Origin of the sequence: Streptomyces flavofungini (genome assembly GCF_030388665.1) — a bacterium.
GTDB classification, from domain to species: Bacteria; Actinomycetota; Actinomycetes; order Streptomycetales; family Streptomycetaceae; genus Streptomyces; species Streptomyces flavofungini_A.
The window spans coordinates 8,511,963-8,535,912 of the sequence record NZ_CP128846.1 but is presented as its reverse complement, the minus strand read 5'-3'; the positions used below and the strand labels follow the sequence as shown (position 1 = coordinate 8,535,912).

The window sequence follows — 23,950 nt, the reverse complement described above, 5'->3', positions numbered from 1 at the left end:
TGGGGCGCATCGAACACCGTCGACGCGGGACGGCCGTGTCGGCCGGGCCGGAACGCCCAGCGCGCGGAATCGCTCCTTCCGCACTTCGGTACGCCGCATGGCCCCGCACACCGGCGGGACCGGCTGGGTGCGGTGAAGGAGCCGGTCAGGGGGCGTTGTCAGTGCCGGGTGCGACGATCGCACACATGACTGAGACGGCTGGCGCGCACGACGACTGGCGGCGATTCCTCACGCGGTGGAGCGAGGAGTGGGCGGACGCCTGCGCTCGCGACGAGCTGGGGGCGGACGACGAAGAGGCGCGCCGCGCCCGCTGGTTGGGCTTCGCCCCCGCGCCGCCCGCCCGCGTCGCGGCCCTGGAGAAGCGCCTCGGACACCGGCTGCCGCCGTCCTACCGCACGTTCCTGGAGGTCACCGACGGCTGGCGGCACGCGGGCGGGTTCGTGTGGCGGCTCGCGGGCACGGCGGACGCCCGCTGGTACGAGGACGACGCGGGGCTCGCCGAGATCTTCCAGGAGGGCCTGGCCGAGGACGCGACACGGGAGGAGGTCCTCGAAGCCACGATCTGGACCCGGGCGCTCGAACTGGCCGTGGACTCCGACGTCGTCTCCGTGCTCCTCGACCCGGAGGACGTGGACGAGCACGGCGAGTGGGCGCTCTACACCTGGGCACCCTGGCGGGGCAGTCCGCCGGAACGGCACGCTTCCTTCTGGGAGTTCATGCAGGACGCCTACCGCGAGTTCCACAGCCTGCGGGCGGGCGACGAGGACCAGTCGGAGTTCGAGAACGCCACGACGCGGGAGTGGGACGAGCGCGTGGCACAGGCCCGGCGGGAGGCACTGCGCGGGGCGTACGCATCGGCCGAGGAAGTCCTCGCGAAGGCGCAGGAGTTCGGCAGGCCCCGCGCCTGTGCGCTGCGGGACCAGATCGGCTGGCTGCTCGGCGACCGGTACGCCCGCGACTTCGACGGCCTCGCGGGCGACCCGCTGTACGCACCGGAGCTGCTGCCCGCCCTGCTCGTCGAGGAGACCGAGCAGCACGGCTGGCCCTGGGAGAGCGACGGCGCGTACGCGGCCCATCTGCGCGGCGGTTCGGACGAGACGCGGGACCTGGAGGACGAGGTGCTGCGCCGACTGCGCGACGGCACGTACGCGTACGCGCCGCGGGGACCGTTCGGCGACGCCGTCCGCACGGCCCGGGAGCAGGCCCGCTGGGGCGAGACCGACGCGGCTTGGCGGACCCTCCTGGCCGCCCTGCCCCAATGGCGGCCACTGGGGCCCGACCACCTCGCCCCGGTCGGCCTCCTCGCCGACCCGCTGCTCGGCCCGCTGCTCACGCCGGAGCGGGGCCGGGTGCTGCTGTCCACACCCCGGGGCGAGGAGGCGACCGGTGCCGTCCCCGCGGCGGTCGACCAGGACCGTCCGGGCCTCGCGTGGCTCGCGGAGCAGCCGCAGGGCCACAGCCACCGCCCGGCGTACCGCTTCGTCCTCGTGGAGGGCGTGGAACCCGCCGCGCTGCCCGCCCTTCTCGGCGCCGACGAGGGCGCGGAGCTCCGGGTGCCGATGCGGGAGTGGGACGCGCGCCGGACCCCGCGGCCGGACGGGGTGTCGTCCTCGTACGACGACAAGGCGCTGGTCTCGGTCGGCCGGGCCGGGGACGGCTGGAGCTTCGCGGTCGACCGTGAGCCGCAGCCGTTCCACGACGTGCGGTTCGTCTCCCCCGCCGTCGCCGCGTCCCGGTACGGCCGCGCGGTGGTGGTGTGGGCCGAGCCCGACGCGTTCGACAGGGGCGCGCTGTTCCATCTGTCCGTCGCGGCGCACGGCGCGGAGCGGTACGCGTTCACGGTCTTCGGCGAGCGCTGCGAGCGCTCCGGGGAGATACCGCGGGAGCTGCTGCCGGAGCACCTGTTCCCCGAGGTCCGGGACGGCGGCCGGTACCGCCAGGGACTCGGCGAGACCGCCGCCCTTGAGGCCGTCGGGGCGGCGTTCGGCGTCACGCTGCCCCGGTTCGCCCTGGACCACGGCCGCCTGCACACCTTCCGCACCCGCTCCTGGACGCGGCCACCGGAGTCGGGCGAGACGTACACGGTCATCACAGTGGGGCCGCGCCGGGGCTGACGGTCGGCGGCCCGAGCGCCCGGAGGGGCGTCCGCTACGGCGTCGGCACCTCGGTGTCCCAGAGGAGTTCCGCCACCAGGAAGCGGCACGTCCACCGCCGACGGCTGCGGACGCCCTCCGTGATCATCATGAAGCCGTCGACGGTGCGGTAGAGCTGGGTCCGCCTCCGGTTCCAGGGGTGCTCGGGCACGTAGGTGCGGGCCCGTTCCTCCAGCATGGCCAGGGCCTGCTCCCGGGTCCCGAAGCACTCGCCCAGCAAGTCGGTGCCCCAGAAGCCGCCCCCGGTCGCGGTCTCGTGCCGCTCGACGATCAGATGCCACGTCGTCGGGTGCGCCCGCGGGCTGCCCGTCGGCCGCTGCGGAATCCCCTGGGGCATGTTCACGGTGTCGCCTCTCCCCTCACGTCGCGCGGCGGCGCACGGGCCCTGCCGTCCGCCGCCGCGCGCCGCCACCTCGCTGATCGTCCGTCGAGCATCACCCGGGGAGTTCACGCGTCGACCGCCGTCCCGTCACGGGCCTGCCACAGGAACGGTCCGCGCGCGGCCCGCTAGCGCTTCTTGGCGACGAACACGAACACGTCCGCGACCCCGTTGGTGTCGCCCGGCACGAAGTTCTCGCCGTCGAACCCGGAGAACACGACGGTCCGCGCGGCGGCGTCGGTGCGTGCGTCGATCGCGTTGCCGGGCCCGCCGTCCTTGTCCGGTGAGACCAGCACGTCGGAGCCGGTGCGCAGGTCACGGACGTACTCGGCGTCCTCCGCGGTCAGGACCGCCCAGGTGTCGAGCAGCAGCTTCGAGCCGTCGGCGGCCACCCCGTCCACGGACAGCACGCCCTCGGGTCCGGGCCGCACCGCGTCGATCCGCTGGAGGGTGCCGGTGCGCAGGTCGCACACGAAGGGGTTGTGGCTGCCGTTCGGGTCCCGCCCCGGCACCAGGTTCGAGGCGCTGGAGTCGAAGGCGAGGGTGTCCCCGTCGGCGCTGAACAGCGGGTTGGTGGCCGCGCCGTCGGCGGGGCTGCCGTCGTGGGGCGTGTCGATCTGGGTCTCGCCGCCGGTGTCGCGGTCGTGGACGTAGATGTCGGACCAGTCGCCGCGCGGTGGGCTGCCGTGCACGTACTGGTAGGCGACGCGCCGGCCGTCCGCGCTCAGGGTGGGGGCGCGGAAGCCGAGGAAGGTCTCGTCGGGTTCGGCGGGGAAGCTGACGAGTTCCGTGCGCTGGGCGCGCAGGTCGCGCAGGTAGACGGCTTGGGCGCCGGGGCGGCTCGGGTCGGTGCCGAGGACGGCGAACGCGACCGTGCGCCCGTCGGCGGAGACCGTCGGCGCGTGGGCGTCGATGTGCTGCATGGGGAGGTCCACGTCGGCGCGTTCGGTCCCGCCCTTCCACAGGTCACGGACGATGACGGCGGAGCCCTCGGCATCGCGCGTCGTGTACGCGACGTACCGGCCGTTCGCGCTGAGCGTCGGCGAGGAGATCTCGCCGTGGGGGTCGGCCACGCGCCGGAGCCCGCCGCCGCGCAGGTCCTCTACGAACAGGTCGGACTGGCCGTTGGTGTCCCCGGCGACGAGGTTGGTGGCCTGCGAGGTGAACGCGACGACACGGCCGTCGGCGCTGACGACGGGCCTGCCGGAAGGGCCGTCCGCCTGACCGCCGTCGGCGGCGACGCTGAGCAGTCGGGTGACCCCGGCGGGCCCTCGGGGCGCCGGTGCCGGGGCACCGGCGGGTGTGGCGACGGCCGTGGGCAGGGCCCCGGCCGACAGTAAGACGGCGAGCGCCCCCGCGCTCACCGTCCGTACGACTCCGCCACGTCTCGTGTACGGGCCTGTTCCGGCCATGCGGTCCCCTCCCAGAACGCGGGCCCCTGCCCGGTGCCGGAGCCCCTCGGGGATGCAAGCGCACACCGTGCAGGCGGTCAATCCGCCGGAACGCGTACCCCCCCCCGGACGGGGCGGCGCCCCTGGGGCCGGTGGGCGTGCCACCGGCACGGAGCCCCTGACGCCCCGCGCAGCCGCACGATCTGCGCGCCTGCCGACCCCCGTGCCCGGAAGGCGCGCGGGCGGGGGACAATCGACGCATACGCCCACTGCTCACCCGGGCGCGCACGCGCCCAGAGCACCCAGAACATCCAGAGCACCAGGAGCCACCACTTTGTCCGAGCGCACCTCGCACGCCGACCAGCCCGAACTGCGGGCCGACTGCGGCAGCTGCTTCGGGCTGTGCTGCGTGGCGCTGCCGTTCTCGCGTTCGTCGGACTTCCCGGTGGACAAGGCGGCAGGGACGCCGTGCGGCAATCTCCAGGACGACTTCCGCTGCGGGATCCACGAGCGGCTGCGCGACAAGGGCTACCAGGGCTGTACGGTCTTCGACTGCTTCGGCGCGGGTCAGAAGGTCTCGCAGGTGACGTTCAAGGGCGTCGGCTGGCGGGAGGAACCGGACACGGCCCGCACGATGTACGAGGTCTTCCCCGTCGTGCGGCAGCTCCAGGAGCTCCTGAAGTACACCGCGCAGGCCCTGGACCTGCCCGCGGCCCGGCCCGTGCACCGGGAGCTGCGGCGGGCGTACTCCCGGATCGACGCGCTCACCCGGGACACCCCCGAGGCCCTGCTCGGCGTGGACGTGGACGCGCTGCGCGGCGAGGTGAACCCGCTGCTGCTGCGCGCCAGCGAGCTGACCCGGTCGGCCGTGCCGGGGCGCAAGAAGGACCACCGGGGCGCCAACCTCATGGGCAAGCGCCTGCGCGGCGCGAAGCTGCGGGGTGCCAGCCTGCGCGGCGTCCTGCTCATCGCCGCCGACCTGACGGACGCCGACCTGCGCGACGCCGACCTCATCGGCGCGGACATGCGGGACACGAACCTGTGCGGAGCCGACCTGACGGGTGCCCTGTTCCTCACCCAGCCGCAGCTCAACGCCGCGCGCGGCGACGCGCGGACGAAGGTGTCGAGCCCCCTGGAGCGCCCCGGCCACTGGGCCCGCGCCCGTTGACCACGACGCCGGGGCCTGCCGCGATGCCGGGGCAGACCGCAGGGGCGGGGCAGGCCGCAGCGGCAGGGCAGGGGCAGGGGCCGGGCAGGCCGCAGCGCCGGAGCCCGCTGCTCCAGGTGGCCGACGTACCCGGATCACCGCCCCCGCCGATCAGCCGGTGGGAGCCTCGGGCGGCACCGGCTTGTCGAACATGGCGCACGTCACGGCGGTCTGCAGCTCCTGGGACGCCTCGTTGGCCTTCGGGAAGGCGTCCGGGTGCTCGGCGAAGGCCTCCGTCGGAATGAAGACGGTCGCCATGCGCTCGCCGGTGGAGTCGGTGACGTTGGTGCTGAAGTAGCCGGGGATCCCGCCCTCGTGGGCCCACACCGTGCCGCACGGGCTCGCGAAGGTCTGGATGCCGAGCCCGCCGCCGGGTCCGTCGGGACGGTCCGGGTCGACCGGCACGGTGGTGCGCATCTGGGCCAGCAGGGCCGCAGGCAGCAGCTCGCCCGACATCAACGCGTGGTAGAACCGGCCCCAGTCTCGGGCGTTCGACACCATCGCGCCGGCCGCACCGCCCCACGAGGGCGAGTTGGCGGACACGTCGACGTGGCCCGCGCGCGGCGTTCCCCCGTATTCCCTGTACTCATGCGGCACACCCGGCGGCATGTGCGCGGCGTCGGGTTCGTAGCCCCGGGCGTGCGGGCCGCGCCAGGTGGAGTCCGTGGCGTAGTAGGTGTGCTTGAGGCCGAGCGGCCGGGTGATCCGGTCGCGGACCAGTTCGGCGACGCTCTTCCCGGTGACCCGCTCGAGGAGGGCACCGACCGCGGCGTAATGGGTGTTGCTGTACCCCCACTTGGTGCCCGGCGCGGAGACCGGGCCGCTCCGCACGCCGACGGCGAGCAACTGCTCCGACGTCCAGCGCCGCTGGTCCTTGCCGAGGATCGACGGCAGGAGTTCGGGGTCCTCGGTGTAGTCGGCGAGACCGGCGGTGTGGTTGAGGAGCATGCGCAGGGTGATCGCGTCGCCGTGCGGGATCCGGCCGGGCAGCCACTTCTCCACCGGGTCGGTCAGGGCGAGCTTTCCCTCGCCGACCAGTTGCAGGACGAGGGTGGCCATCATGGTCTTGGTGTTGGAGCCCATCCGGAACTCGTCCCCGCCCCGCAGCCGCTGATCGGCTCTGGCCCAGGGCGCCTGCTCGACGACCTCGACCGGCCGGCCGACCCCGTCGTCGACCCGCACGATCACGCCGGGCGCCCCGGCGGCCACCACTTTCCGTGCCAGCCGCTCCAGTTGGGCACGCCGCGGCGCATCGACCCCTGCGGCCTTCGACGTGTCATCCGCGCGGGCGACCGCCTCCGCCTTCGACGGGCCGTCCGTGCGGGCGACCGCCTGCCCTGGCTGGCCGAGTGTGACGACGAGGCCGGTCGCGGCCAGTAACGACGACGCCGCGAGGAGCCGGATGCGGCCTCGGCGGTGGGCAGGTCGGGTGCGGGACGGTCCGGGCCCGCTGACGGGGTGCGCTCTCATCGGCATGCCGCTCACCCTCGTGCACCGGAGCCCCCGAGTCACTGGGGCACACCAGAGAGTCGAAGCTGGGGCGACCCCTACACCGAGGGCCCGCACGTGCCCCCCCCATCCGCCCATTGGTCCACTCCACTGACGCGCCGCAGGCGATGACACCGCCGTGGGCGAAAACACGCCAGACCGGCGCTGACATGGGAAATCCCTTCTCCTGGGCATGATTGACGGATCGTCGGCGAGCCGGTACCACTGACGCACGCCCGGCCCCGCACGCCCCGTCACGCCGCTTCGGCCCTGAAGCCCCAGGAGGCTGCCTTGCGAGGATCCGTCACCGCGTCCGTCCCGCCCACGCGCAGACGCGCCGCCAAGGCGGCGGGCGCTCTCGCGTCGGCCGCGCTGCTGGTGCCCCTGCTCGGCGCCGCGCCGTCGTCCTCCGCGACCGGGCCCGCGTCGGACACCGGGCCCGGGAGCCTGCAGCGCGCCTTCGCGGCGGCGGCCGCCGAGTACGACGTGCCGCAGAGCGTGCTGCTCGGCGTCTCCTACCTCCAGTCCCGCTGGGACGCGCACGGCGGCGCCCCGAGCGTCACCGGCGGCTACGGCCCCATGCACCTCACCGACGCCCGCACCGCGCTCGCCTCCGCCCCGCACCACGGCGACGGCGCGGAGGACCCGCGCGGGGACGCGTCGCGGGCCACGCTGCGGCCCGAGGCGAAGCCGCCGACGGAGGCCCGGCTGCCGGCCCGCTTCAAGACCCTGAAGCGGGCCGCGAAGCTCAGCGGGCTGCCCGCTGAGCGGCTGCGCGAGGACGCGGCGGCGAACGTCCGGGGCGGCGCGGCCCTGCTCGCCGCCGCGCAGAAGCAGCTCGGCAAGCCGCTCAGCGCCGACCCGGCCGACTGGTACGGAGCCATCGCGCGCTTCTCGGGAGCCGACGACCGGGCGAGCGCGGCCACGTACGCCAACGACGTGTTCGCCGTGATCCGCGACGGCCAGCGGCGCACGACCGACGCGGGCCAGCGCGTGACCCTCGCCGCCCGGCCCGGACTCGCCCCGGAGGCGGCCCAGTTGCGCGGCATGGGGCTGCGCAAGGCGAAGGCGGCCGGGACGGACTGCCCGAAGACGCTCGCGTGCGAGTGGATCCCCGCGCCGTACGAGGAGTTCGGCGACGGCGACTACGGCAACCACGACAAGGCCGACCGCCCCAAGAGCCAGGGCATCAAGTACATCGTCGTGCACGACACGGAGGGCACCTGGGAGGGCGTCCTCAAGATGGTGCAGGACCCGACGTACGTGTCCTGGCACTACACGCTGCGCTCCTCCGACGGCCATGTCGCCCAGCACGTGCGGACCAAGGACGTCGCCTGGCACGCGGGCAACTGGTACGTCAACGCCAAGTCCGTCGGCCTGGAGCACGAGGGCTTCCTGACGGCGCCCGACACCTGGTACACGGAGGCGATGTACCGCTCGTCGGCGCGTCTGGTGAAGTACCTCGCCAAGCGGTACGGCATTCCGCTGGACCGCCAGCACATCCTCGGCCACGACACGGTGCCGGGCACGACGGCCGCGACGATCCGCGGCATGCACACCGACCCCGGGCCGTACTGGGACTGGCAGCACTACTTCAAGCTGCTCGGCAAGCCGCTGCACCGCACGGCGGGCCCCAAGGGCGGTCTGGTCACGGTGGCGCCCGAGTTCAGCGAGAACCAGCCGGAGTTCACGGGCTGCGCCAAGCCGGGCGAGAAGTGCGTGCCGCACGGCTCCAGCGCGGTGCGCGTGTACACCGAGCCCCGCGAGGACGCCCCGCTCATCAAGGACATCGGCCTGCGCCCGGGCGGCGAGCCGTCGACGATCGACGTCAACGACATGGGCTCGCGCCTGTCGACGGGCCAGCAGTACGCGGTCGCCGACCGCCAGGGCGACTGGACGGCCGTCTGGTACCTCGGCCAGAAGGCCTGGTTCAAGAACCCGGCGAAGCAGCCGACGGCCGTCGACGCGCGCGGCTGGGTCCTCACCCCGAAGGACGGCGTGAGCGACGTCCCGGTGTACGGCCGCGCCTACCCGGAGAAGGAGGCCTACCCGGCCGGGGTGCCGGTGCAGGCCGTGTCGCCCCTGCCGTACAAGCTGCTCTCCGGCCAGAAGTACGCGGTCGGCGACAAGCTCCCGGGCGAGTACTTCTACTCCCCGACGTTCGACCTCGCCCCGCACCGCGTGGTGCGCGGCAAGGACATGTACTACGAGATCCAGTTCGGCCACCGCGTGGCGTTCGTGCGCGCCGCCGACGTGAAGGTGGTGCCGTCCGGATCGTGACCCCGTGACCGTGTGACCGCGTGACCGTCTGAACTCGTCGGGCCCGGACCTGCGTGGGGGCAGGCTCCGGGCCCGACGTCGTCCCCGCGTACGGCTGGGGCCGGCGGTCGTAGCGGCGGCCCGCCACCGCCTTGAAGGTGTGCTCGCCGCCCCGGCACCAGGGCGCAGCGCAGGGTCAGTTCGTGGGTGCGGGACGCGCGCAGGGCGACGTGGGTGGCGCGGCCGGCGGACCAGGTGATGTCGACCGTGGCACCGCCGCGGGCTCGCGGGCCCCGCACCGAGCCGTCGGGCCGGCTCGCGGGCAGGGCGGGCAGCACCTCGATGGCGTCGTGCCGGCTCTGCGACAGCATCCCGACGATCCCGGACATGGCGCCGAAGTTGCCGTCGATCTGGAACGGCGTGCGGGTGTCCCAGAGGTCGGGCAGCGTGGACGACTTGAGCTGTTCGCCGAGCATCTTGTGGGCGTGGTCGCCGTCACGGAGCCGCGCCCAGAAGTTGATCTTCCGGGCCTTGGACCAGCCGGTGCCGCCGTCACCGCGCGCCCTGAGTCCAGGGTCTGTTCCAGCCGGGTGCGCGGGGCGGAGTCGGCGCCGAGGACGCGGGCGGCCTCAAGGGTGTGGGTGAGCAGGTCGTGCACGATCTGCTGGGACATGGCGGCGCCGACGGTGAGGTCCCCGTGCTCGGGCGAGTAGCTGGGCGTGACGACGAGGGTGCCGTCGCGCGGGTCGGTGCGCAGTTGGTCGAGCTGAACTCCGCGGCTTCCTTCAGGACCGGGTAGGCGGTGTGCCGCAGGTGGTGCGCGGTGAGGTGGTGCGCAGGATGCGGGTGACGGCTCCGGGGCGGTCCGCGCCGAGCCGTCCGACGATCACGGCGTCGGGGTGGGAGGCGAAGAACTCCCGGGTGTGGCGGGTTCCTTGGTGGGTGTACGCGACGTCGGCGACGGCTTGGCGCAGGTCCAGGGTGCGGCGGTAGCTGGCGTCGGGGGCGTCCGGCGCGCCCGTGACGTCGATGCGCAGGTCGCCCAGGGTCTGGTGGGCGCCGTAGCCGCGCCGGGGCTGGCCGGGCGCGGCGGCGACGGCGTCCGGGGCGAGGCGGCCGCGGTCGTCGAGGTCCTCGCGGACGGCTGCGAGGGCGGCGGGGCGGGGGCGCGCCAGTTGCCGTGGTCGTAGCCGCCCTCGGCGCCGGGCCCCGCTGCCGATGGGCAGCGCCTCCCGTTCCCAGTCGGCGGCCGGAGCCCGGCACCAGAGCCTCATGTCATCGGATGACTGGGAGGCATCGCCGGTGGCGGCAATGCCCTGGGAAGCCGCTCCGCCGAGGGCCAGCGCGGCCCCTGCTCCTACGGCCGACTGAAGGGTCTTTCTTCGAGTGATGCCCTGTCGCAGGAATTCCAGGAACTGTGGCCTCATGGGCCGCCACGCTAAAAGTCCGATGACTCGACTGACAAGGCACATGACAAACCCACTCCTTGGACGGAGTGGGCGGACCCGTGGACTTGAGGCCGTCAGCCCTGCTGGAACAGCTCCGCGGGCAGTGGCTTGAGGAGGGCGTACAGGTCGTCGGTGATCGGGCGGTCCCAGGCCGCGATGGTCACCAGGACGTTGTCGCTGCGGTCGAACTGCACACAGGAGACGCGGCTTTCGGACAGCCGCAGGCGGCGCACGATCAGGAGGTTGTCGCCCTGCATCACCGGCACGTCCTCGCTGGCGACGACGGTGACCTCCTCGTCGTTCTCCAGCGCGAGCAGCAGCTGGGCCACCTCGAAGGGCACCTCGCCGTCGGCGAGCTCGCGGGCCGGGGAGCCCTCCGGCAGATTGCCGATGACCATCGCGGGGCCGCGGCCGCCGAACAGGTCGTAGCGCAGGAAGACGCCCTGACAGCTGCCGTCGGGGGCCGGCAGCAGGCCGGCGCCGAGATTGCCGGGCCAGTCACCCGGGTCCATGGCCAGGACGTCGAAGTCCGGGCCCGCGGGAGTGGCGGAGCTGCGGCGGCGGAGGAAGGACATGTCGCCATGGTACGTGTCCGACGCGCCCGCCCCGGCCCGGGGGCGGCGCCGGGAAAGCGCCGGTGAGGGTGCGCTTCGCGGGCCGGACCGGGCCGGACCGGGCTCAGGCCCGTCCCCGGTTGCGCTCGTGGTGGCGGGCCACCCGGGCCCGGTTGCCGCACGCGGGCTTGCACCACTCCTGGCGCGGGTGGTCCTTGAGGAAGTACCGCACGCAGCGGGGCGCGTGGCAGGCGCGCAGCCGCTCCCGGTCGGGCCCGGCGAAGAAGGTGAGCGCCGCGCGGGCCAGGGCGGCGGTCAGGAGGTCCGTGCCCGCGACGGCCTCGGCCCGGTCGACCGGCTCGTCACGGACGACGGGAGCGCCGCCGCGCGGCCAGCTCAGCACGGGCACGGTGGGCACCCGGGCGGCGGCCTCGTTGAGCCTGGTCACGGCCTCGCGGACCGGCAGCAGCCGCCGGGCGTCGGCGGGGCTCGGCGCTCCCGGACGCACGGCGTGGGCGAACAGCGCGCGGACGGCGGCACGCACCCCCCGTACCGCTTCCCGCGCGCTCTCGTCGGCCCGGAAGCGCCGGGGGCCGAGCGCGTCGGGAAGCTCCGCGGCGTGGGCGCGGACCCAGGCGGTGAGGCCGCCCGGTGCGTCGAGGTCGTCGGCGACACCGCCGTGGCCGTCGTGGCGGATCGTGGCGGCGAGGTCGAGGGTGAGGAGAGTGGCGGCCGGTGTGGCCGGCGCGGCCTGCGGGGAGGGCGGGCCGGTCGGCTTCGGCCGGTCGGACGGCACCGACCCCTCGGTGACTGCTGGCGGTGCGGACGGCTCGGGCGCGGCAGGCATGGAGCTAATGATAGGTTCCCCGGCAACCATTAACAGGGGGTGGCCCGCGGTGACGGACGGGACCGTGCTCGACTACTGGCGCGCCGGACTCGACGCCGTACCCGCAGCGGTGTGGGATCACCCCCGCGTCGAGTCCCTGCTCCTCGCCGACAACGCGCTCACGCGCCTGCCCGCCCGCGTCACGGCCCTCACGCGCCTGCGCACCCTGGACCTCGGCCACAACCTGCTGACCGAAATCCCGCCCGAACTGGGCGCGCTGCCCGCACTGACCGACTTCCTCTATCTGCACGACAACCGCCTGACCTCCCTGCCCGAAGAGCTGGGCGGCCTCGACCGGCTCGCCTACCTGAACGTGGGCGAGAACCGGCTCGGCGCCCTGCCCGACGCGCTCGGCCGCATGGCGTCCCTCGTCGAGCTGCGGGCCCAGGACAACCGGCTCACCGCGCTGCCCGCGACGCTCGGCGACCTGCGCCGACTGCGCGAGCTGTGGCTGCGCGGCAACGCGCTGACCACGCTCCCCGACGGCGTGGCCCGCCTCGGTGAACTCCGCGAACTGGAGCTGCGGGAGAACGCGTTCGCGACCGTGCCGGACGCGGTGCGCGGCCTTCCGCTCCTGCGCCGCCTCGACCTGCGGGCCAACCGGCTGCGCGAAGTGCCGCACTGGCTGGCCGCGTTGCCGTCCCTGGAGAAGCTGGATCTGCGCTGGAACGACGTGCGAGGCGGCGAGGACACCCTGGCGGCGCTGCGCGCGCGGGGTTGCGTGGTGCTGCGCTAGGAACCCCTAGGACCTGTCCGTGCCGTTCAGCGCGGGCTCCCGTCGGCGGCGCTCGATCAGCGAGGCGCGGATCTCGCCCGCCCTGACCGCCGTGTTGGACAGGAGCGTCGAGGTGAGGCCGTGGGTGTGTTCCGTGCCGCCCTGGAGGTAGATGTCGGCGGCGACGTTGGCGTGCGTGGCGACGCGGTGGTCACGCCCGACGACGAGGGCGTCCTCGTCGTCCCTGCGGCACAGCTTGCCCAGCTCGCCCATGCGCTCGTCGATGCCGCGCGGCTGGTAGCCCGTCGCGCACACGAGGAGGTCGGCGTCCAGGACGTCGCGTTCGGCGGTGGGCAGGAACTCGATGCCCACGCGCAGGCCGTCGTCGTGGGCCTCGATCTCGCGGATGCGGGAGATGTTGAGCATCCGCATGCGCTGGCGCCCCTGCACCTTCTCCTGGTACATGGTGCGCGAGAGCGACTCGATGAGGTCCATGTCGACCACCGAGTAGTTGGTGCTGCGGTGGTAGTCGAAGAGGGACTGCTTCACCTCCGGCGGCGCGTGGTAGAAGAGGTCCACGGCCTCCGGGTCGAAGATCCGGTTGGCGAAAGGGCTGTCGTCGGCGGGCGTGTAGCCGTACTTCGCGAACACCGAGCAGATCTCGGCGTCGGGGAAGTGCCGGTGGAGGTAGTCCACGCTCTCCGCGGCGCTCTGGCCGGCGCCGAGGACGACGGCGCGGCGCACGGGGGTGCCCGCCTGCAGGAGGGCGCCGACCCGCGGGATCAACTCGCTGTTGTGGAAGACCCGTTCGGAGCGGGCCGCGCTGGGCGGCAGATGGGGCTCCAGGCCGGTGGCGACGCAGAGGCTGCGGGCCCGGCGCACGGTTTTCCGGTCCGGGGCGGCCGGGTCACGGCTGACCACGTCGAAGGCGACGACCTCGCCGTCCTCGGTCACCGGGTTCACCGCGACGACCTCGCGTGAGTACTGGACGAGCCCGGCGACCCGGCCGGCGGCCCACTCCAGATAGTCGTGGAACTCGATGCGCAGCGGGAAGAGCGTCTTCTGGTTGAGGAAGTCCACGAGCCGGTCGCGCTCCTGCAGGTAGCACAGGAAGCTGTAGCTGCTCTTCGGGTCGCGCATGGTGACGAGGTCCTTCAGGAAGGACACCTGCATCGTCGCGTCGTCGATGAGCATGCCCCGGTGCCAGCCGAACCTCGGCTGCTTCTCCAGGAACGCGGCGCGTATCCGGTCACCCTCCGCGGCCTGCGCGTTGTGCTCCTCGATCGCGATCGCGAGGGCGAGGTTGGACGGCCCGAAGCCGATCCCCAGGACGTCGTACGTCACTTCCGGTCCCCCGTGTGTCGGCCCCGTGCCCCCCATTGCCGGCTCCGTGCCGCCGTACGTCGAATCCTGTTCGCTGTGCAGAGTGTTCACCCGCGTCATCGCCTCCCTAAGCAGGCACATGTTAGATAAGGTTAGCCTTACCTTGCAATGTCTGAGGAGGATTCACATGAGGGTCGTCATGTTCGGCTATCAGACGTGGGGCCACCGCACACTGCAGGCTCTCCTCGACTCCGGGCACGACGTGACCCTCGCCGTCACGCACCCCAGAAGCGACCACGCGTACGAGAAGATCTGGGACGACTCGGTCGCCGACCTCGCCGCGAAGCACGACGTGCCCGTGCTGCTGCGCAACCGCCCCGGAGACCCCGAACTCCTCGAAACCCTCAAGTCGGCCGAACCGGACCTCATCGTCGCCAACAACTGGCGCACCTGGCTGCCCCCGGAGATCTTCGACCTGCCCCGGCACGGCACGCTGAACGTACACGACTCGCTCCTGCCGACCTACGCCGGCTTCTCGCCGCTGATCTGGGCCCTCATCAACGGCGAGCCCGAAGTCGGCGTCACCGCCCACCGCATGGACGCCGACCTGGACATGGGCGACGTCCTGATCCAGCGCGCCGTGCCCGTCGGCCCCCGGGACACGGCCGCGGACCTGTTCCGCGCGACGGTCGCCCTGATCGCACCGATCGTGCGCGAGTCGCTCGACCTGATCGCCTCGGGCACGGCGGTGTGGACACCGCAGGACCGGTCGCGAGCCAGCTTCTTCCACAAACGCGCCCTGGAGGACAGCCGCATCGACTGGACCTGGCCGGCCGAGGACCTGGGCCGGCTGGTGCGCGCCCAGTGCGACCCGTACCCGAACGCCTTCACGTACCACCGCGGCAAGCGGCTGCGGATCGTGGAGGCGGCCGTGTCCAGGGGCCGGTACGGCGGCACTCCGGGACGCGTCTTCATCCGCGAGGGCGACGCGGTCGTCATCGTCGCCGGTGCCGACGCGCGCACCGGCCGCCGCCACGGGCTCGCGGTCAGGCGGGTGCGGACGGAGGACGGGGCGGAGCACGCGGCGACGGACTACTTCCGCGCGATGGGCGGATATCTGGCGGCCCGCCCGTCCTGACCCGATCCGATCCGGCCCACAGCGCCAAGGGCGGCACGGCCCGGCCCCCCGCTCACGGCCACCCGGCTCCCGAACCCAAGCCGACCACTTACTTAGGCAAACCTTGCCTTAGTATGGCGTCAACCTCCGGACCGCTCGCACCGACCCCGGACCCCCGACACCGAGGAGAGACCGCAGATGAGCAACCCCTTCGACGACGCCGACGGCCGGTTCTCCGTACTCGTCAACGACGAGGGCCAGCACAGCCTGTGGCCCGAGTTCGCCGAGGTGCCGGGCGGCTGGACCGTGACCCATGGCCCGGCCGACCGGCAGTCCTGCCTGGACCACGTCGAGGCCAACTGGACCGATCTGCGCCCCAGGAGCCTGCGCGAGGCCACGCGCGGCTGAAGCCCGGGGCGGCCCTCACGAGCCCCCCGGACGCCGCGCGGGCGCGAGCGGCCCCTCGTCGACCCGCACGAGGCGGTACCCGCGCCCACCCCCGGGCACCCCGCGCCGCTCCGCCCTGCGAGCTCGGGCGCGGGCGCGGCGGGCGGCGGCGAGGAGCGCCGCGACCTCGGGACTGCGGCGGCGCAGCCGCAGGAAGGACCGCTCCGACCAGCCGCCGAGCACGGCGGCCGAGGGCTGGGGCACCCCGTCGCGCACGGCCCGCAGGACGACCCGCAGGGCCGCCGGGCCCGGACCGGCCGAGGTCGCGGGCGGGCGGCCCCGCTCGCGTCCGTCCGCCGCCATCAGGGCCGCCGCCGCCATCGCCTCCGCGAACGAGGGGTCCTGGGCCTGCCAGTTGAGCAGCAGCCGCTCCGTCACCCCGGCCGCAGCGGCACAGCCCGCCTGCCCGAGTCCGAGTGCCGCCGCACGCAACGCGTCGGCCCTGCGCACCGCGGTCTCCTCGCGCAGACTCGGGTCCACCCGCAGGGCCCGCAGCAAGGAACGATCGATATCTTCTTGCGCGTCGAGGCCCGCGACCACACCATCGGCCCAGGCCTCGAGGCGGTCGACCGCGGCCGTCCGCCGCTCCACCCGTTCGTCTTCCACCACTCACCCCCCAAGCAACTTAGGCTAGCCTCACCTAACAATAGAACAATAGCCCGTCGGATTCCCGTACGGACGAAGACCGGACCCGACACCCCGCTGCCTCGAAGGGATCTGTACGTGCTCTGCACCAGGATCACCAACGCCCGCGTCGTCACGATGGACCCGGACCGTCCCACCGCCCGTGAACTCGGCATCTGGCGGGGGCGGATCGTGGGGCTCGACTCCGATGTGGCGGACCTCCCGGCCCGCCGCGTCCTGGACCTCGGCGGCGCGACCGTGCTGCCCGGCTTCATCGACAGCCACGTCCATCTCATCTGGGCGGGCCTGAAGGCCAGGGCGGCGAGCGTGGCCCCCAGCAGCCGTGTCGACGACGTCCTGAAAGCGGTGGCCGACGCCGTCGCGGCGGCTCCCGGTGACGGCTGGGTGACCATGGCCGACTACGACCAGCGCGAGCTCGACCGGCCCCTGACCGCCAAGGAACTCGACACCGTGAGCGCCGGACGCAAGGTGTACCTGGGGCACGTCTCAGGGCACGCGTGCCTGGTCAACACGGCGATCCTGGACCTGCTCCCGGCGCACATCGCCGGCTCCGACGGCTTCCTCGCGGAGGAGGACATGGGCGCCGTGCTGCGACTGCGGCCACCGCACGCGCTCGGCGAACTGGCCGACGCCGTCGAGCACGCGGCGCGCGCGTGCCGGTCCGAGGGCGTGACGGCGGTCGCGGAGGCGGGCATCGGCAGCGAGCTGTTCGCACACAGCCCCATCGAGGCCGCGGCGTACCAACTCGCCCACGAGTCGGGCAGGTTGCCCGTACGGGTGCAGCTGATGGTGGCCGCGGACGCGCTGCGCCCGGTCGAGGCGGCGCGCGAGGACACCACGAGCCGCGCCTTCGGGCTCGGCCTGCGCACGGGCTTCGGCGACGGCGGCCTCTCCCTCGGCGCCCTGAAGGTGTTCACCGACGGCGGCATGATGGCGCGGACGGCGGCGCTCACCGACCCCTATGTGGGCAGTGAGTCGAACGGCCGGCTCCAGATGGCCCCCGACCTGCTCAAGGACACCATCATCGCGGGCCACCGCGCGGGCTGGCAGCTCGCCGTGCACGCGATCGGCGACCGCGCGGTCGACGTCGCCCTCGACAGCCTGGAGGCGGCCCAGCGCTCCCGGCCCCGCCCCGACGCCCGCCACCGCGTCGAGCACGCGGGCCTGGTCCGCCCGGACCAGCTGCGCCGGTTCGCCGAACTCGGTGTCACGGCGGTCGTCCAGCCCAGCTTCCTGCGGTACTTCGGCGACGACTACGCCACGATCATGGGTGCGGAGCGGGCGCCGTGGATGTACCGGGGCCGGGGCTTCCTCGACCACGGGGTGCGCCTGGTGGGCAGCTCGGACCGGCCCGTGGCCGACGGGGCGCCGCTGCGGGCCATCCAGTTCATGGTCGAGCGGGCCTCCGCCTCGGGGCGGGCCATCGGTCCCGACGAGGCGATCGACGTGGACGCGGCGCTGCGCGCGTACACCATCGACGCCGCGTACGCCTGCCACTGGGAGGACAGCGCGGGCAGCGTCACGCCCGGCAAGCGCGCCGACCTGGTCGTCCTCGGCGACGACCCGAGACAGGTGGAGCCGGGGCGGATCGGCGACATCGAGGTGCTCGGCACCTTCGTCGAGGGCGAGGACGACCTGGCCGCGCCCGCCGCCTGACTCCGTGGCCCCGGCCCCCGCCGCAGCGGAGACCGGGGCCACCGGACGTCGCGGCGCACGCGCGCCACCGCGCGGCCTACGTCAGGTCGAACCGCCCCTCCCGGGCGCCGTGCACGAACGCGCCCCACTCGGCGGGGGTGAAGATCAGGGACGGGCTCTCCGGGCGGCCGCCGTTGCGCATCGCGATGAACCCTTCGACGAAGGCGATCTCCACGTCACCGCGCCCCTCGCTGCTCGACCGCCATTCGGCGCCGCTGAGGTCGAGGTCCGGCTTGTCCCAACCCGCGAGCGGATGCTGCTGGGTGATGGTGCTCTCGGCCACGTCCGTGCTCCTCCCGATGCGTCGTCCGCCCGCCAGCCTAGCTTTCACCCCCGCCGCAGCACAGGCCGCGGCACCGGCCACCGACGCGGGTGGAATCACGCCCACCGGGGCGCGCTTCACGTGGTGGGCGGCTCCGCGCCGACCACCCACATGGCGAAGAACTGCGAGCCCCCTCCGTAGGCGTGCCCAAGTGCCTTGCGCGCACCGGCCACTTGGTGCTCTCCGGCCTGTCCCCGCACCTGGAGCGCGGCCTCGGCGAAGCGGATCATGCCGGAGGCCCCGATGGGGTTGGTGGACAGGACGCCGCCCGACATGTTCACCGGAAGGTCACCGTCCAGTTCCGTCACGCCGGACTCGGTGAGCTTCCAGCCCTCACCCTCCGCCGCGAAGCCCAGGTTCTCCAGCCACATCGGCTCGTACCAGGAGAACGGCACGTACAGCTCGACCGCGTCGATCTCACGGCGCGGGTCGGCGATGCCCGCCTGCCGGTAGACGTCGGCCGCGCAGTCCTTCCCGGCCCGGGGAGACACGAAGTCCTTGCCCGCGAACATGGTGGGCTCGCTGCGCATCGCGCCGCCGTGCATCCAGGCGGGCGGACGCGGCGCCCGGGCCGCGCCCGCCCGGTCGGTGAGGACCATCGCGCAGGCGCCGTCGGAGGAAGGGCAGGTCTCGGAGTAGCGGACGGGGTCCCAGAGCATCGGCGCCGACTGCACCTTCGCCAGCGTGATGTCGTGCTCGTGCAGGTGCGCGTAGGGGTTCTTGAGGGCGTTGCGCCGGTCCTTGTACGCGACGAGCGAGCCGATCGCGTCGGGGGCGCCCGTGCGCCGCATGTACGCGCGGATGTGCGGCGCGAAGAATCCGCCCGCGCCCGCGAGCAGCGGCTGCTGGAACGGCACGGGCAGCGACAGGCCCCACATCGCGTTGGATTCCGACTGCTTTTCGAAGGCCAGGGTGAGGACGGTGCCGTGGACGCGGCCCGCGACGAGGTTCGCGGCGACGAGCGCGGTGGAGCCGCCGACGGAGCCCGCGGTGTGGACGCGCAGCATGGGCTTGCCGACGGCGCCGAGCGCGTCGGCGAGGTACAGCTCGGGCATCATGACGCCCTCGAAGAAGTCGGGCGCCTTGCCGATGACCACGGCGTCGATGTCGGCCCACGTCAACTCGGCGTCCGCGAGGGCGCGTTGGGCGGCCTCGCGGACCAGGCCCGCGATCGACACGTCCCGGCGCGCGGCGACGTGCTTGGTCTGCCCGATCCCCACGACGGCGACCGGCTCCTTCGCCACCCGGGCCGCCCTCGTGGGCGCTGACGTGTCGCTCATCGCGGATCTCCTTCCAGGACGGCGACCAGGTTCTGTTGCAGGCAGGGGCCCGATGTGGCGTGGGCGAGGGCCCGCTCGGAGGCGCCGCTGTGGATGCGGGCCGCGGCCTCGCCGAGCCGGATGAGTCCGGCGGCCATGACCGGGTTGGCGGCGAGGGCGCCGCCCGAGGGGTTGACCGTGACCTGCTCGCCCAGGCGCAGCGCCTTGCGGAGCACGACCTCCTGCGAGGTGAAGGGCGCGTGCAACTCGGCGGTGTCGACGGGCCGTTCGAAGACGCCGGCGCGCTCGGCGGCGAGCCGCGTCGAGGGGGAGTCCGTCAGGTCGCGCACGCCGAGTCCGTGCGCTTCGATGCGGTGGTCGATGCCGCGGATCCACGCGGGCCGTTCGCACAGCCGCCGGGCCCGCTCCCCCGCGGCGAGGACGACGGCGGCGGCGCCGTCGCCGACCGGCGGGCAGTCTCCGGTGCGCAGCGGACGCACGACGTAGTCGCCGTGCGGCACCGAACCCCGCAGCTGGGCATGGGGGTTGGCGCGCGCGGCCGTGCGGCTGCGGGTCGCGACCCCGGCCAGGGCGGGCTCGTCCGTGTCGCCCGCGTCGATCAGGGCCCGCGCCTGCAGCGCCGCGAGCGCGACGGCGTCCGGCCACAGCGGCGCCACGTAGTACGGGTCGAGCTGGCGGGTCAGGACGTCGCGCACCGAGCCGGGCGACGATTTGCCGTAGGAGTAGACGAGCGCGGTGTCGCAGTCGCCAGTCTGGAGCTTCACCCACGCCTCGTACAGGGCCCAGGCGCCGTCCATCTCCACGTGCGACTCGGAGATCGGCGGCCAGGCGCCGACGCCGTCCAGGGCCATCGTGAAGGAGAAGGCGCGCCCGGCGAGGTAGTCCGAGGAGCCGGAGCAGGTGAAACCGATGTCTCCGGTCTTCAGGCCGGTGGCGGCGAGGACGTCGTGCAGGACGGGCATGAGCATCTCGACCTCGGACAGCTCGTCGGTGCTGCGCCGGTGGTCGCTCTGCCCGAAGGCGACGATCGCAACGTCCCGTGCCCCGGGTGCGGCGGGCGCCATCTACACCAGCTCCTTGTACGTGTCGTAGTCCGCGTCGGGTTCGCCGGTGGGCCGGTAGTGGTCGGGGTAGCGGCTGTCCTTGTCGGAGTCGTCCCACACGGGTTCGACGCGCAGGCCCATGCGGACCTGGTCGTAGGGGATGCCCGCGATCCGGGCGTGCAGGGCGAGGTCGGCTCCGTCGAGGGCGATGTGCGCGTAGACGTAGGGCACTTCGATGTCGAGGTTCCTCGCCTTGATGTTGACGATGCAGAAGGTCGTCACCGTGCCGCGCGGTCCGACCTCCACCTGCTCCGTGGTGGCGACGCCGCAGGTGGGGCAGGCTCCGCGCGGCGGCACGTACACCTTGCGGCAGGACGGGCAGCGCTCGCCGACGACCTTGTGTCCGGACAGGGCGTGGATGTACTGGGACTGGGCGCGGCCGGGGCTGTAGGTGTAGTCGAGCCGGGCGTGCGCGACGATCCCGGTGACGGCCTCTCCTGCGAACTCACCTGTGTGCGCCGCTGCTTGATGAGCCGTCACCTGGTCGTACGGTTCGAAGCAGGCGATGTCCGTGATGGCGCCGGTGCGCTGGGCGGACCAGCGGACGCGGACGCGCATGCCGGTGCGCACGGCGTCCGGGCCGGGGGCGTCGAGGGCGTGCAGCAGGGCGGTGTCGGCGCCGTCGAGGCGCACGAGGACCCAGGCGAAGGGGGCGGCAAGGGGCTGGCCGCGGCGGGGCTCGGGGTTCCAGGCCCAGGTGGTGACGGTGCCGGTGGGGGCGACCTCGACCAGGTCGCGCAGTTCCGCGGCGGTCACCGGGTCGTACTCGACGGGCGGCACCAGGACCTTGCCGTCGGCGGTGCGCACGCCGAGCACGGTGCGCTCGCGCAGGCCGGTGAGGAAGGCGGACTGGACGGGGCCGAGGGAGCGGGTGAAGGGGAACTCGACGACCAGTGGCGCCTTGAGTACTTCGGTCACGGGGGTGGCTCCTCGGGTCAGGCGCGGCGGTAGGCGGGCGGGCGCTTCTCGGCGAAGGCGCGGGCGCCCTCCTTGGCGTCGGCGGTGTCGAACACCGGCCAGCCGCGCTTCAGTTCGGCGGCGAGGCCGTCGGCCTCCGTCATGTCGGCGGTCTCGTACACCGAGGCCTTCACGGCCTCGACGGCCAGCGGCCCGCAGGCGTTGATCCGCTCGGCGATGGCGAGGGCCTTCTCCAGGGCGGTGCCGTCGGGGACGACATGGCCGATCAGACCGACGGCGGCGGCCTCGGCGGCGGAGTAGGGGCGGCCGGTGAGCAGCATCTCCAGGGCGTGGGTGCGCGGGATCTGCCGCTGGAGGCGCACGGTGGAGCCGCCGATGGGGAACAGGCCCCGCCTGACCTCGAACAGCCCGAAGGTCGCGGACTCCCCCGCGACCCGGATGTCGGTGCCCTGGAGGATCTCGGTGCCGCCGGCCACACAGGCGCCCTCGACGGCGGCGAGCACGGGCTTGCGGGGGCGGTGGTGGCGCAGCATCGCCTTCCAGTGCAGGTCGGGGTCGGTCTTGAGCCGGTCCCGGTACTCCTCGCCCGCCATCTGCCCGCCCGCGAGCGCCTTCAGGTCCATGCCCGCGCAGAACGCTCCGCCCGCGCCGGTGAGCACGACCGAGCGCACCTCGTCGTCCTCGTCGGCGGCCACCCACCCGTCGTACAGGCCGACCAGCATCGGCAGCGAGAGCGCGTTCCTGGCCTCCGGCCGGTTGAGCGTGAGTATCAGCGTGGCGCCTTCGCGCCGCACGGAGAGATGTTCCGTACCACCCATAGCCGTCCTCCCGTCATCAGACCTGGAACAGGTTGCAGGAGGCGAGGAGCCAGTTCAAGAGTTTTCTGACAGGTAGTCAGTTTTCTTCTACGCGGACTCTTCACACTTGTACGGGCCTCTGCTCTGATGACCGCCACACGGATGACGCCGGGGTCAGGAGGAGCGGTGGAGTACAACCTTGCCGACCTGTTCGAGTCGGTCGTGGACGTGGTGCCGGACCGCGCGGCGCTCCTCTACATCGACCACCCCGGCACGGGCGCGGAACGCGCGCTCAGCTACGCCGGTCTCGACGCGGCCGCCAACCGCCTCGCCCACCACCTGATGGACCAGGGGATCAAGCCGGGCGAGCATCTGGGCCTGCACCTCTACAACGGCGTCGAGTACCTCCAGACGGTCCTGGCCTGCCTGAAGGCGCGGATCGTGCCGGTGAACGTCAACTACCGCTACGTCGAGGAGGAGTTGGCGTACCTGTACCGGGACGCGGATCTGGCCGCGCTGGTCTTCGACGCGGAGTTCGGCCCGCGCGTCGCCGCCGCGCTGCCGCGCGCGGACAAGCTGCGGCATCTGATCCGGGTGGGCGAGGCACCGCCCGGCACGCCGGGGCCGGACGCGGTAGCCTTCGCTCAGGCGGAGGCGTCCGGGTCCCCCGAGCGCGGGTTCCCGGAGCGCTCGGCGGACGACCTGTTCATCATCTACACCGGTGGCACCACCGGCATGCCCAAGGGTGTGATGTGGCGCCAGGAGGACCTGTTCTTCTCGGGGCTCGGCGGCGGCGCACCCACCGGCGAGCCGGTGACGAGCCCGCAGGAGGTCGCGGAGCGGGTGGCGGCCGGGGGCGACGGCATCACCTTCTTCCCCACCCCGCCCCTGATGCACGGCACGTCCACACTCACCGCCTTCATCTGCTTCAACTTCGGCCAACGCCTGGTCATCCACCGCAAGTTCGTCCCCGAAGAGGTCCTGCGCACCATCGCGAAGGAGAAGGTCACCAGCGTGTCCCTGGTGGGCGACGCGATGCTGCGGCCCCTCATCGACGCCCTGAACGGCCCCCTGCGGGGCACCGACCTCTCCGCTCTCTTCAGCGTCTCCTCGTCCGGCGCGATCATGTCGGAGACGGTCCGCGCCCAGTTCGCCGCGCTCGCCCCGAACGTGATGCTCCTGAACAACTTCGGCTCGTCCGAGTCCGGCTTCAACGGCACCGCCACGGATGACTCAGGACCCGAGAAGGGCTTCCGACTGCGGGTCAACTCTCGTACCCAGGTGGTGGATCCGGCGACATACGCGCCCGTCTCCCCCGGCGAACCGGGGCGCATCGCCCAGCGCGGCCACGTACCGCTCGGCTACTACAACGACGCCCGCAAGACCGCGGAGACCTTCTTCCAGCGCGGCGACGAACGCTGGGTGCTGCTCGGCGACATGGCGACGGTCGACGCGGACGGCGTCGTGACCGTGCTCGGCCGGGGCTCGCAGTGCATCAACACGGGCGGCGAGAAGGTCTACCCGGAAGAGGTCGAGCAGGCCCTCAAGTCCCACCCCGACATCTACGACGCGCTGGTCGCCGGAGTGCCGGACGAACGCTGGGGCAACCGGGTCGCGGCGGTCGTCCAACTCCGCGACGGAGCCGGGACCTTGGACCTTTCCGCCCTCCAGGCCCACTGCCGCACGCACCTCGCCGGATACAAGATCCCGCGGGCGGTGGTCTTCACCGACCGCATCCAGCGCTCACCGAGCGGGAAGGCGGACTACCGCTGGGCGCGGACGGTGGCAGCCGGGGCCTGACCCCGCGGTCCGCCCGACGCCCG

21 protein-coding genes and 1 pseudogene are annotated in these 23,950 nt (G+C 73.3%); 8 read left to right on the top strand and 14 right to left on the bottom strand.

What is annotated here, in order from left to right; genetic code table 11:
• Positions 1-185 precede the first annotated feature (185 nt).
• Positions 186-2,114, top strand: coding sequence for an SMI1/KNR4 family protein (locus QUY26_RS37030; protein ID WP_289954548.1), 1,929 nt, complete (start codon positions 186-188; stop codon positions 2,112-2,114).
• A gap of 34 nt (positions 2,115-2,148) precedes the next feature.
• Here the strand turns inward: QUY26_RS37030 and QUY26_RS37025 are convergent, their stop codons facing one another.
• Together QUY26_RS37025 and QUY26_RS37020 are read right to left on the bottom strand one after the other, a co-directional pair.
• Positions 2,149-2,496 (bottom strand): hypothetical protein, encoded by a 348-nt coding sequence (locus tag QUY26_RS37025; protein ID WP_289954546.1) that lies wholly within the window; start codon positions 2,494-2,496, stop codon positions 2,149-2,151.
• A 164-nt stretch (positions 2,497-2,660) separates the two neighbouring features.
• Positions 2,661-3,944 carry a TolB family protein gene (locus tag QUY26_RS37020; RefSeq protein ID WP_289954545.1) on the bottom strand — a complete coding sequence of 428 codons (1,284 nt, stop codon included), beginning with the start codon at positions 3,942-3,944 and terminating at the stop codon, positions 2,661-2,663.
• A gap of 313 nt (positions 3,945-4,257) precedes the next feature.
• On the opposite strand from QUY26_RS37020, the gene QUY26_RS37015 reads away from it, so the two are divergent.
• A complete protein-coding gene (locus QUY26_RS37015) occupies positions 4,258-5,091 on the top strand; it encodes a pentapeptide repeat-containing protein (RefSeq protein ID WP_289954544.1) in 834 nt (277 codons plus the stop codon).
• A gap of 150 nt (positions 5,092-5,241) precedes the next feature.
• Here QUY26_RS37015 and QUY26_RS37010 read toward each other — a convergent pair whose 3' ends face one another.
• Complete coding sequence (locus QUY26_RS37010; protein WP_289954542.1) at positions 5,242-6,606, bottom strand: serine hydrolase domain-containing protein; 1,365 nt, start codon at positions 6,604-6,606, stop codon at positions 5,242-5,244.
• A gap of 303 nt (positions 6,607-6,909) precedes the next feature.
• Between QUY26_RS37010 and QUY26_RS37005 the strand changes: the two genes are divergently transcribed.
• Positions 6,910-8,898, top strand: coding sequence for an N-acetylmuramoyl-L-alanine amidase (locus QUY26_RS37005; protein WP_289954540.1), 1,989 nt, complete (start codon positions 6,910-6,912; stop codon positions 8,896-8,898).
• 100 nt (positions 8,899-8,998) lie between these two features.
• Here QUY26_RS37005 and QUY26_RS41255 read toward each other — a convergent pair.
• The 4 genes and pseudogenes from QUY26_RS41255 to QUY26_RS36985 form a co-directional block, all read right to left on the bottom strand.
• Positions 8,999-9,693: pseudogene (locus tag QUY26_RS41255) on the bottom strand (glycosyl hydrolase family 95 catalytic domain-containing protein); the annotation flags it as partial.
• On the bottom strand, positions 9,663-10,151 hold the full coding sequence (locus QUY26_RS36995; RefSeq protein WP_436840553.1) for a glycoside hydrolase N-terminal domain-containing protein: 489 nt from the start codon (positions 10,149-10,151) through the stop codon (positions 9,663-9,665). The gene QUY26_RS36995 and the pseudogene QUY26_RS41255, both read right to left, overlap by 31 nt.
• Positions 10,152-10,399: 248 nt before the next feature.
• Positions 10,400-10,900, bottom strand: a complete 501-nt coding sequence (locus QUY26_RS36990; protein WP_289954534.1) for a hypothetical protein — start codon at positions 10,898-10,900, stop codon at positions 10,400-10,402.
• 103 nt (positions 10,901-11,003) lie between these two features.
• Positions 11,004-11,726: a CGNR zinc finger domain-containing protein gene (locus QUY26_RS36985; protein WP_289954532.1), complete on the bottom strand. Its 723-nt coding sequence runs from the start codon at positions 11,724-11,726 to the stop codon at positions 11,004-11,006.
• 49 nt (positions 11,727-11,775) lie between these two features.
• Here QUY26_RS36985 and QUY26_RS36980 point away from each other — a divergent pair, with 49 nt between their 5' ends.
• Entirely contained in the window at positions 11,776-12,501 is a 726-nt protein-coding gene (locus QUY26_RS36980) for a leucine-rich repeat domain-containing protein (RefSeq protein ID WP_289954531.1), read from the top strand.
• Between the two features lie 6 nt (positions 12,502-12,507).
• Here QUY26_RS36980 and QUY26_RS36975 read toward each other — a convergent pair whose 3' ends face one another.
• Complete coding sequence (locus tag QUY26_RS36975) at positions 12,508-13,860, bottom strand: lysine N(6)-hydroxylase/L-ornithine N(5)-oxygenase family protein (RefSeq protein ID WP_289954528.1); 1,353 nt, start codon at positions 13,858-13,860, stop codon at positions 12,508-12,510.
• Positions 13,861-13,990: 130 nt separating this feature from the next.
• Between QUY26_RS36975 and QUY26_RS36970 the strand changes: the two genes are divergently transcribed.
• Together QUY26_RS36970 and QUY26_RS36965 are read left to right on the top strand one after the other, a co-directional pair.
• A complete protein-coding gene (locus QUY26_RS36970) occupies positions 13,991-14,941 on the top strand; it encodes a methionyl-tRNA formyltransferase (RefSeq protein WP_289954526.1) in 951 nt (316 codons plus the stop codon).
• 177 nt (positions 14,942-15,118) lie between these two features.
• Positions 15,119-15,328, top strand: coding sequence for an MbtH family protein (locus tag QUY26_RS36965; protein ID WP_289954524.1), 210 nt, complete (start codon positions 15,119-15,121; stop codon positions 15,326-15,328).
• Positions 15,329-15,343: 15 nt separating this feature from the next.
• Here the strand turns inward: QUY26_RS36965 and QUY26_RS36960 are convergent, their stop codons facing one another.
• Positions 15,344-15,973 carry a hypothetical protein gene (locus QUY26_RS36960; protein ID WP_289954522.1) on the bottom strand — a complete coding sequence of 210 codons (630 nt, stop codon included), beginning with the start codon at positions 15,971-15,973 and terminating at the stop codon, positions 15,344-15,346.
• Between the two features lie 117 nt (positions 15,974-16,090).
• On the opposite strand from QUY26_RS36960, the gene QUY26_RS36955 reads away from it, so the two are divergent.
• Positions 16,091-17,668, top strand: coding sequence for an amidohydrolase (locus QUY26_RS36955; protein ID WP_289954521.1), 1,578 nt, complete (start codon positions 16,091-16,093; stop codon positions 17,666-17,668).
• Positions 17,669-17,744: 76 nt separating this feature from the next.
• Here QUY26_RS36955 and QUY26_RS36950 read toward each other — a convergent pair whose 3' ends face one another.
• The 5 genes from QUY26_RS36950 to QUY26_RS36930 form a co-directional block, all read right to left on the bottom strand.
• A complete protein-coding gene (locus QUY26_RS36950) occupies positions 17,745-17,990 on the bottom strand; it encodes a DUF397 domain-containing protein (protein WP_289954519.1) in 246 nt (81 codons plus the stop codon).
• Between the two features lie 116 nt (positions 17,991-18,106).
• Positions 18,107-19,273, bottom strand: a complete 1,167-nt coding sequence (locus QUY26_RS36945) for a thiolase domain-containing protein (protein ID WP_289956353.1) — start codon at positions 19,271-19,273, stop codon at positions 18,107-18,109.
• 32 nt (positions 19,274-19,305) lie between these two features.
• A complete protein-coding gene (locus tag QUY26_RS36940) occupies positions 19,306-20,373 on the bottom strand; it encodes a thiolase domain-containing protein (RefSeq protein ID WP_289954518.1) in 1,068 nt (355 codons plus the stop codon).
• A complete protein-coding gene (locus QUY26_RS36935) occupies positions 20,374-21,330 on the bottom strand; it encodes a Zn-ribbon domain-containing OB-fold protein (RefSeq protein WP_289954516.1) in 957 nt (318 codons plus the stop codon).
• A gap of 17 nt (positions 21,331-21,347) precedes the next feature.
• Positions 21,348-22,148: a crotonase/enoyl-CoA hydratase family protein gene (locus QUY26_RS36930; RefSeq protein WP_289954514.1), complete on the bottom strand. Its 801-nt coding sequence runs from the start codon at positions 22,146-22,148 to the stop codon at positions 21,348-21,350.
• A 165-nt stretch (positions 22,149-22,313) separates the two neighbouring features.
• Here QUY26_RS36930 and QUY26_RS36925 point away from each other — a divergent pair, with 165 nt between their 5' ends.
• Positions 22,314-23,927: an acyl-CoA synthetase gene (locus QUY26_RS36925; RefSeq protein WP_289954511.1), complete on the top strand. Its 1,614-nt coding sequence runs from the start codon at positions 22,314-22,316 to the stop codon at positions 23,925-23,927.
• Positions 23,928-23,950: the final 23 nt, after the last annotated feature.

What these genes read in the sequence shown, in the direction of transcription:
- QUY26_RS37030 (WP_289954548.1), top strand. Translation starts at nt 186, where the DNA reads ATGACTGAGACGGCTGGCGCGCACGACGACTGGCGGCGATTCCTCACG.
- QUY26_RS37020 (WP_289954545.1), bottom strand. Translation starts at nt 3,944, where the DNA reads ATGGCCGGAACAGGCCCGTACACGAGACGTGGCGGAGTCGTACGGACG.
- QUY26_RS37010 (WP_289954542.1), bottom strand. Translation starts at nt 6,606, where the DNA reads ATGCCGATGAGAGCGCACCCCGTCAGCGGGCCCGGACCGTCCCGCACC.
- QUY26_RS36995 (WP_436840553.1), bottom strand. Translation starts at nt 10,151, where the DNA reads ATGAGGCTCTGGTGCCGGGCTCCGGCCGCCGACTGGGAACGGGAGGCG.
- QUY26_RS36990 (WP_289954534.1), bottom strand. Translation starts at nt 10,900, where the DNA reads ATGTCCTTCCTCCGCCGCCGCAGCTCCGCCACTCCCGCGGGCCCGGAC.
- QUY26_RS36985 (WP_289954532.1), bottom strand. Translation starts at nt 11,726, where the DNA reads ATGCCTGCCGCGCCCGAGCCGTCCGCACCGCCAGCAGTCACCGAGGGG.
- QUY26_RS36975 (WP_289954528.1), bottom strand. Translation starts at nt 13,860, where the DNA reads ATGGGGGGCACGGGGCCGACACACGGGGGACCGGAAGTGACGTACGAC.
- QUY26_RS36970 (WP_289954526.1), top strand. Translation starts at nt 13,991, where the DNA reads ATGAGGGTCGTCATGTTCGGCTATCAGACGTGGGGCCACCGCACACTG.
- QUY26_RS36965 (WP_289954524.1), top strand. Translation starts at nt 15,119, where the DNA reads ATGAGCAACCCCTTCGACGACGCCGACGGCCGGTTCTCCGTACTCGTC.
- QUY26_RS36940 (WP_289954518.1), bottom strand. Translation starts at nt 20,373, where the DNA reads ATGGCGCCCGCCGCACCCGGGGCACGGGACGTTGCGATCGTCGCCTTC.
- QUY26_RS36930 (WP_289954514.1), bottom strand. Translation starts at nt 22,148, where the DNA reads ATGGGTGGTACGGAACATCTCTCCGTGCGGCGCGAAGGCGCCACGCTG.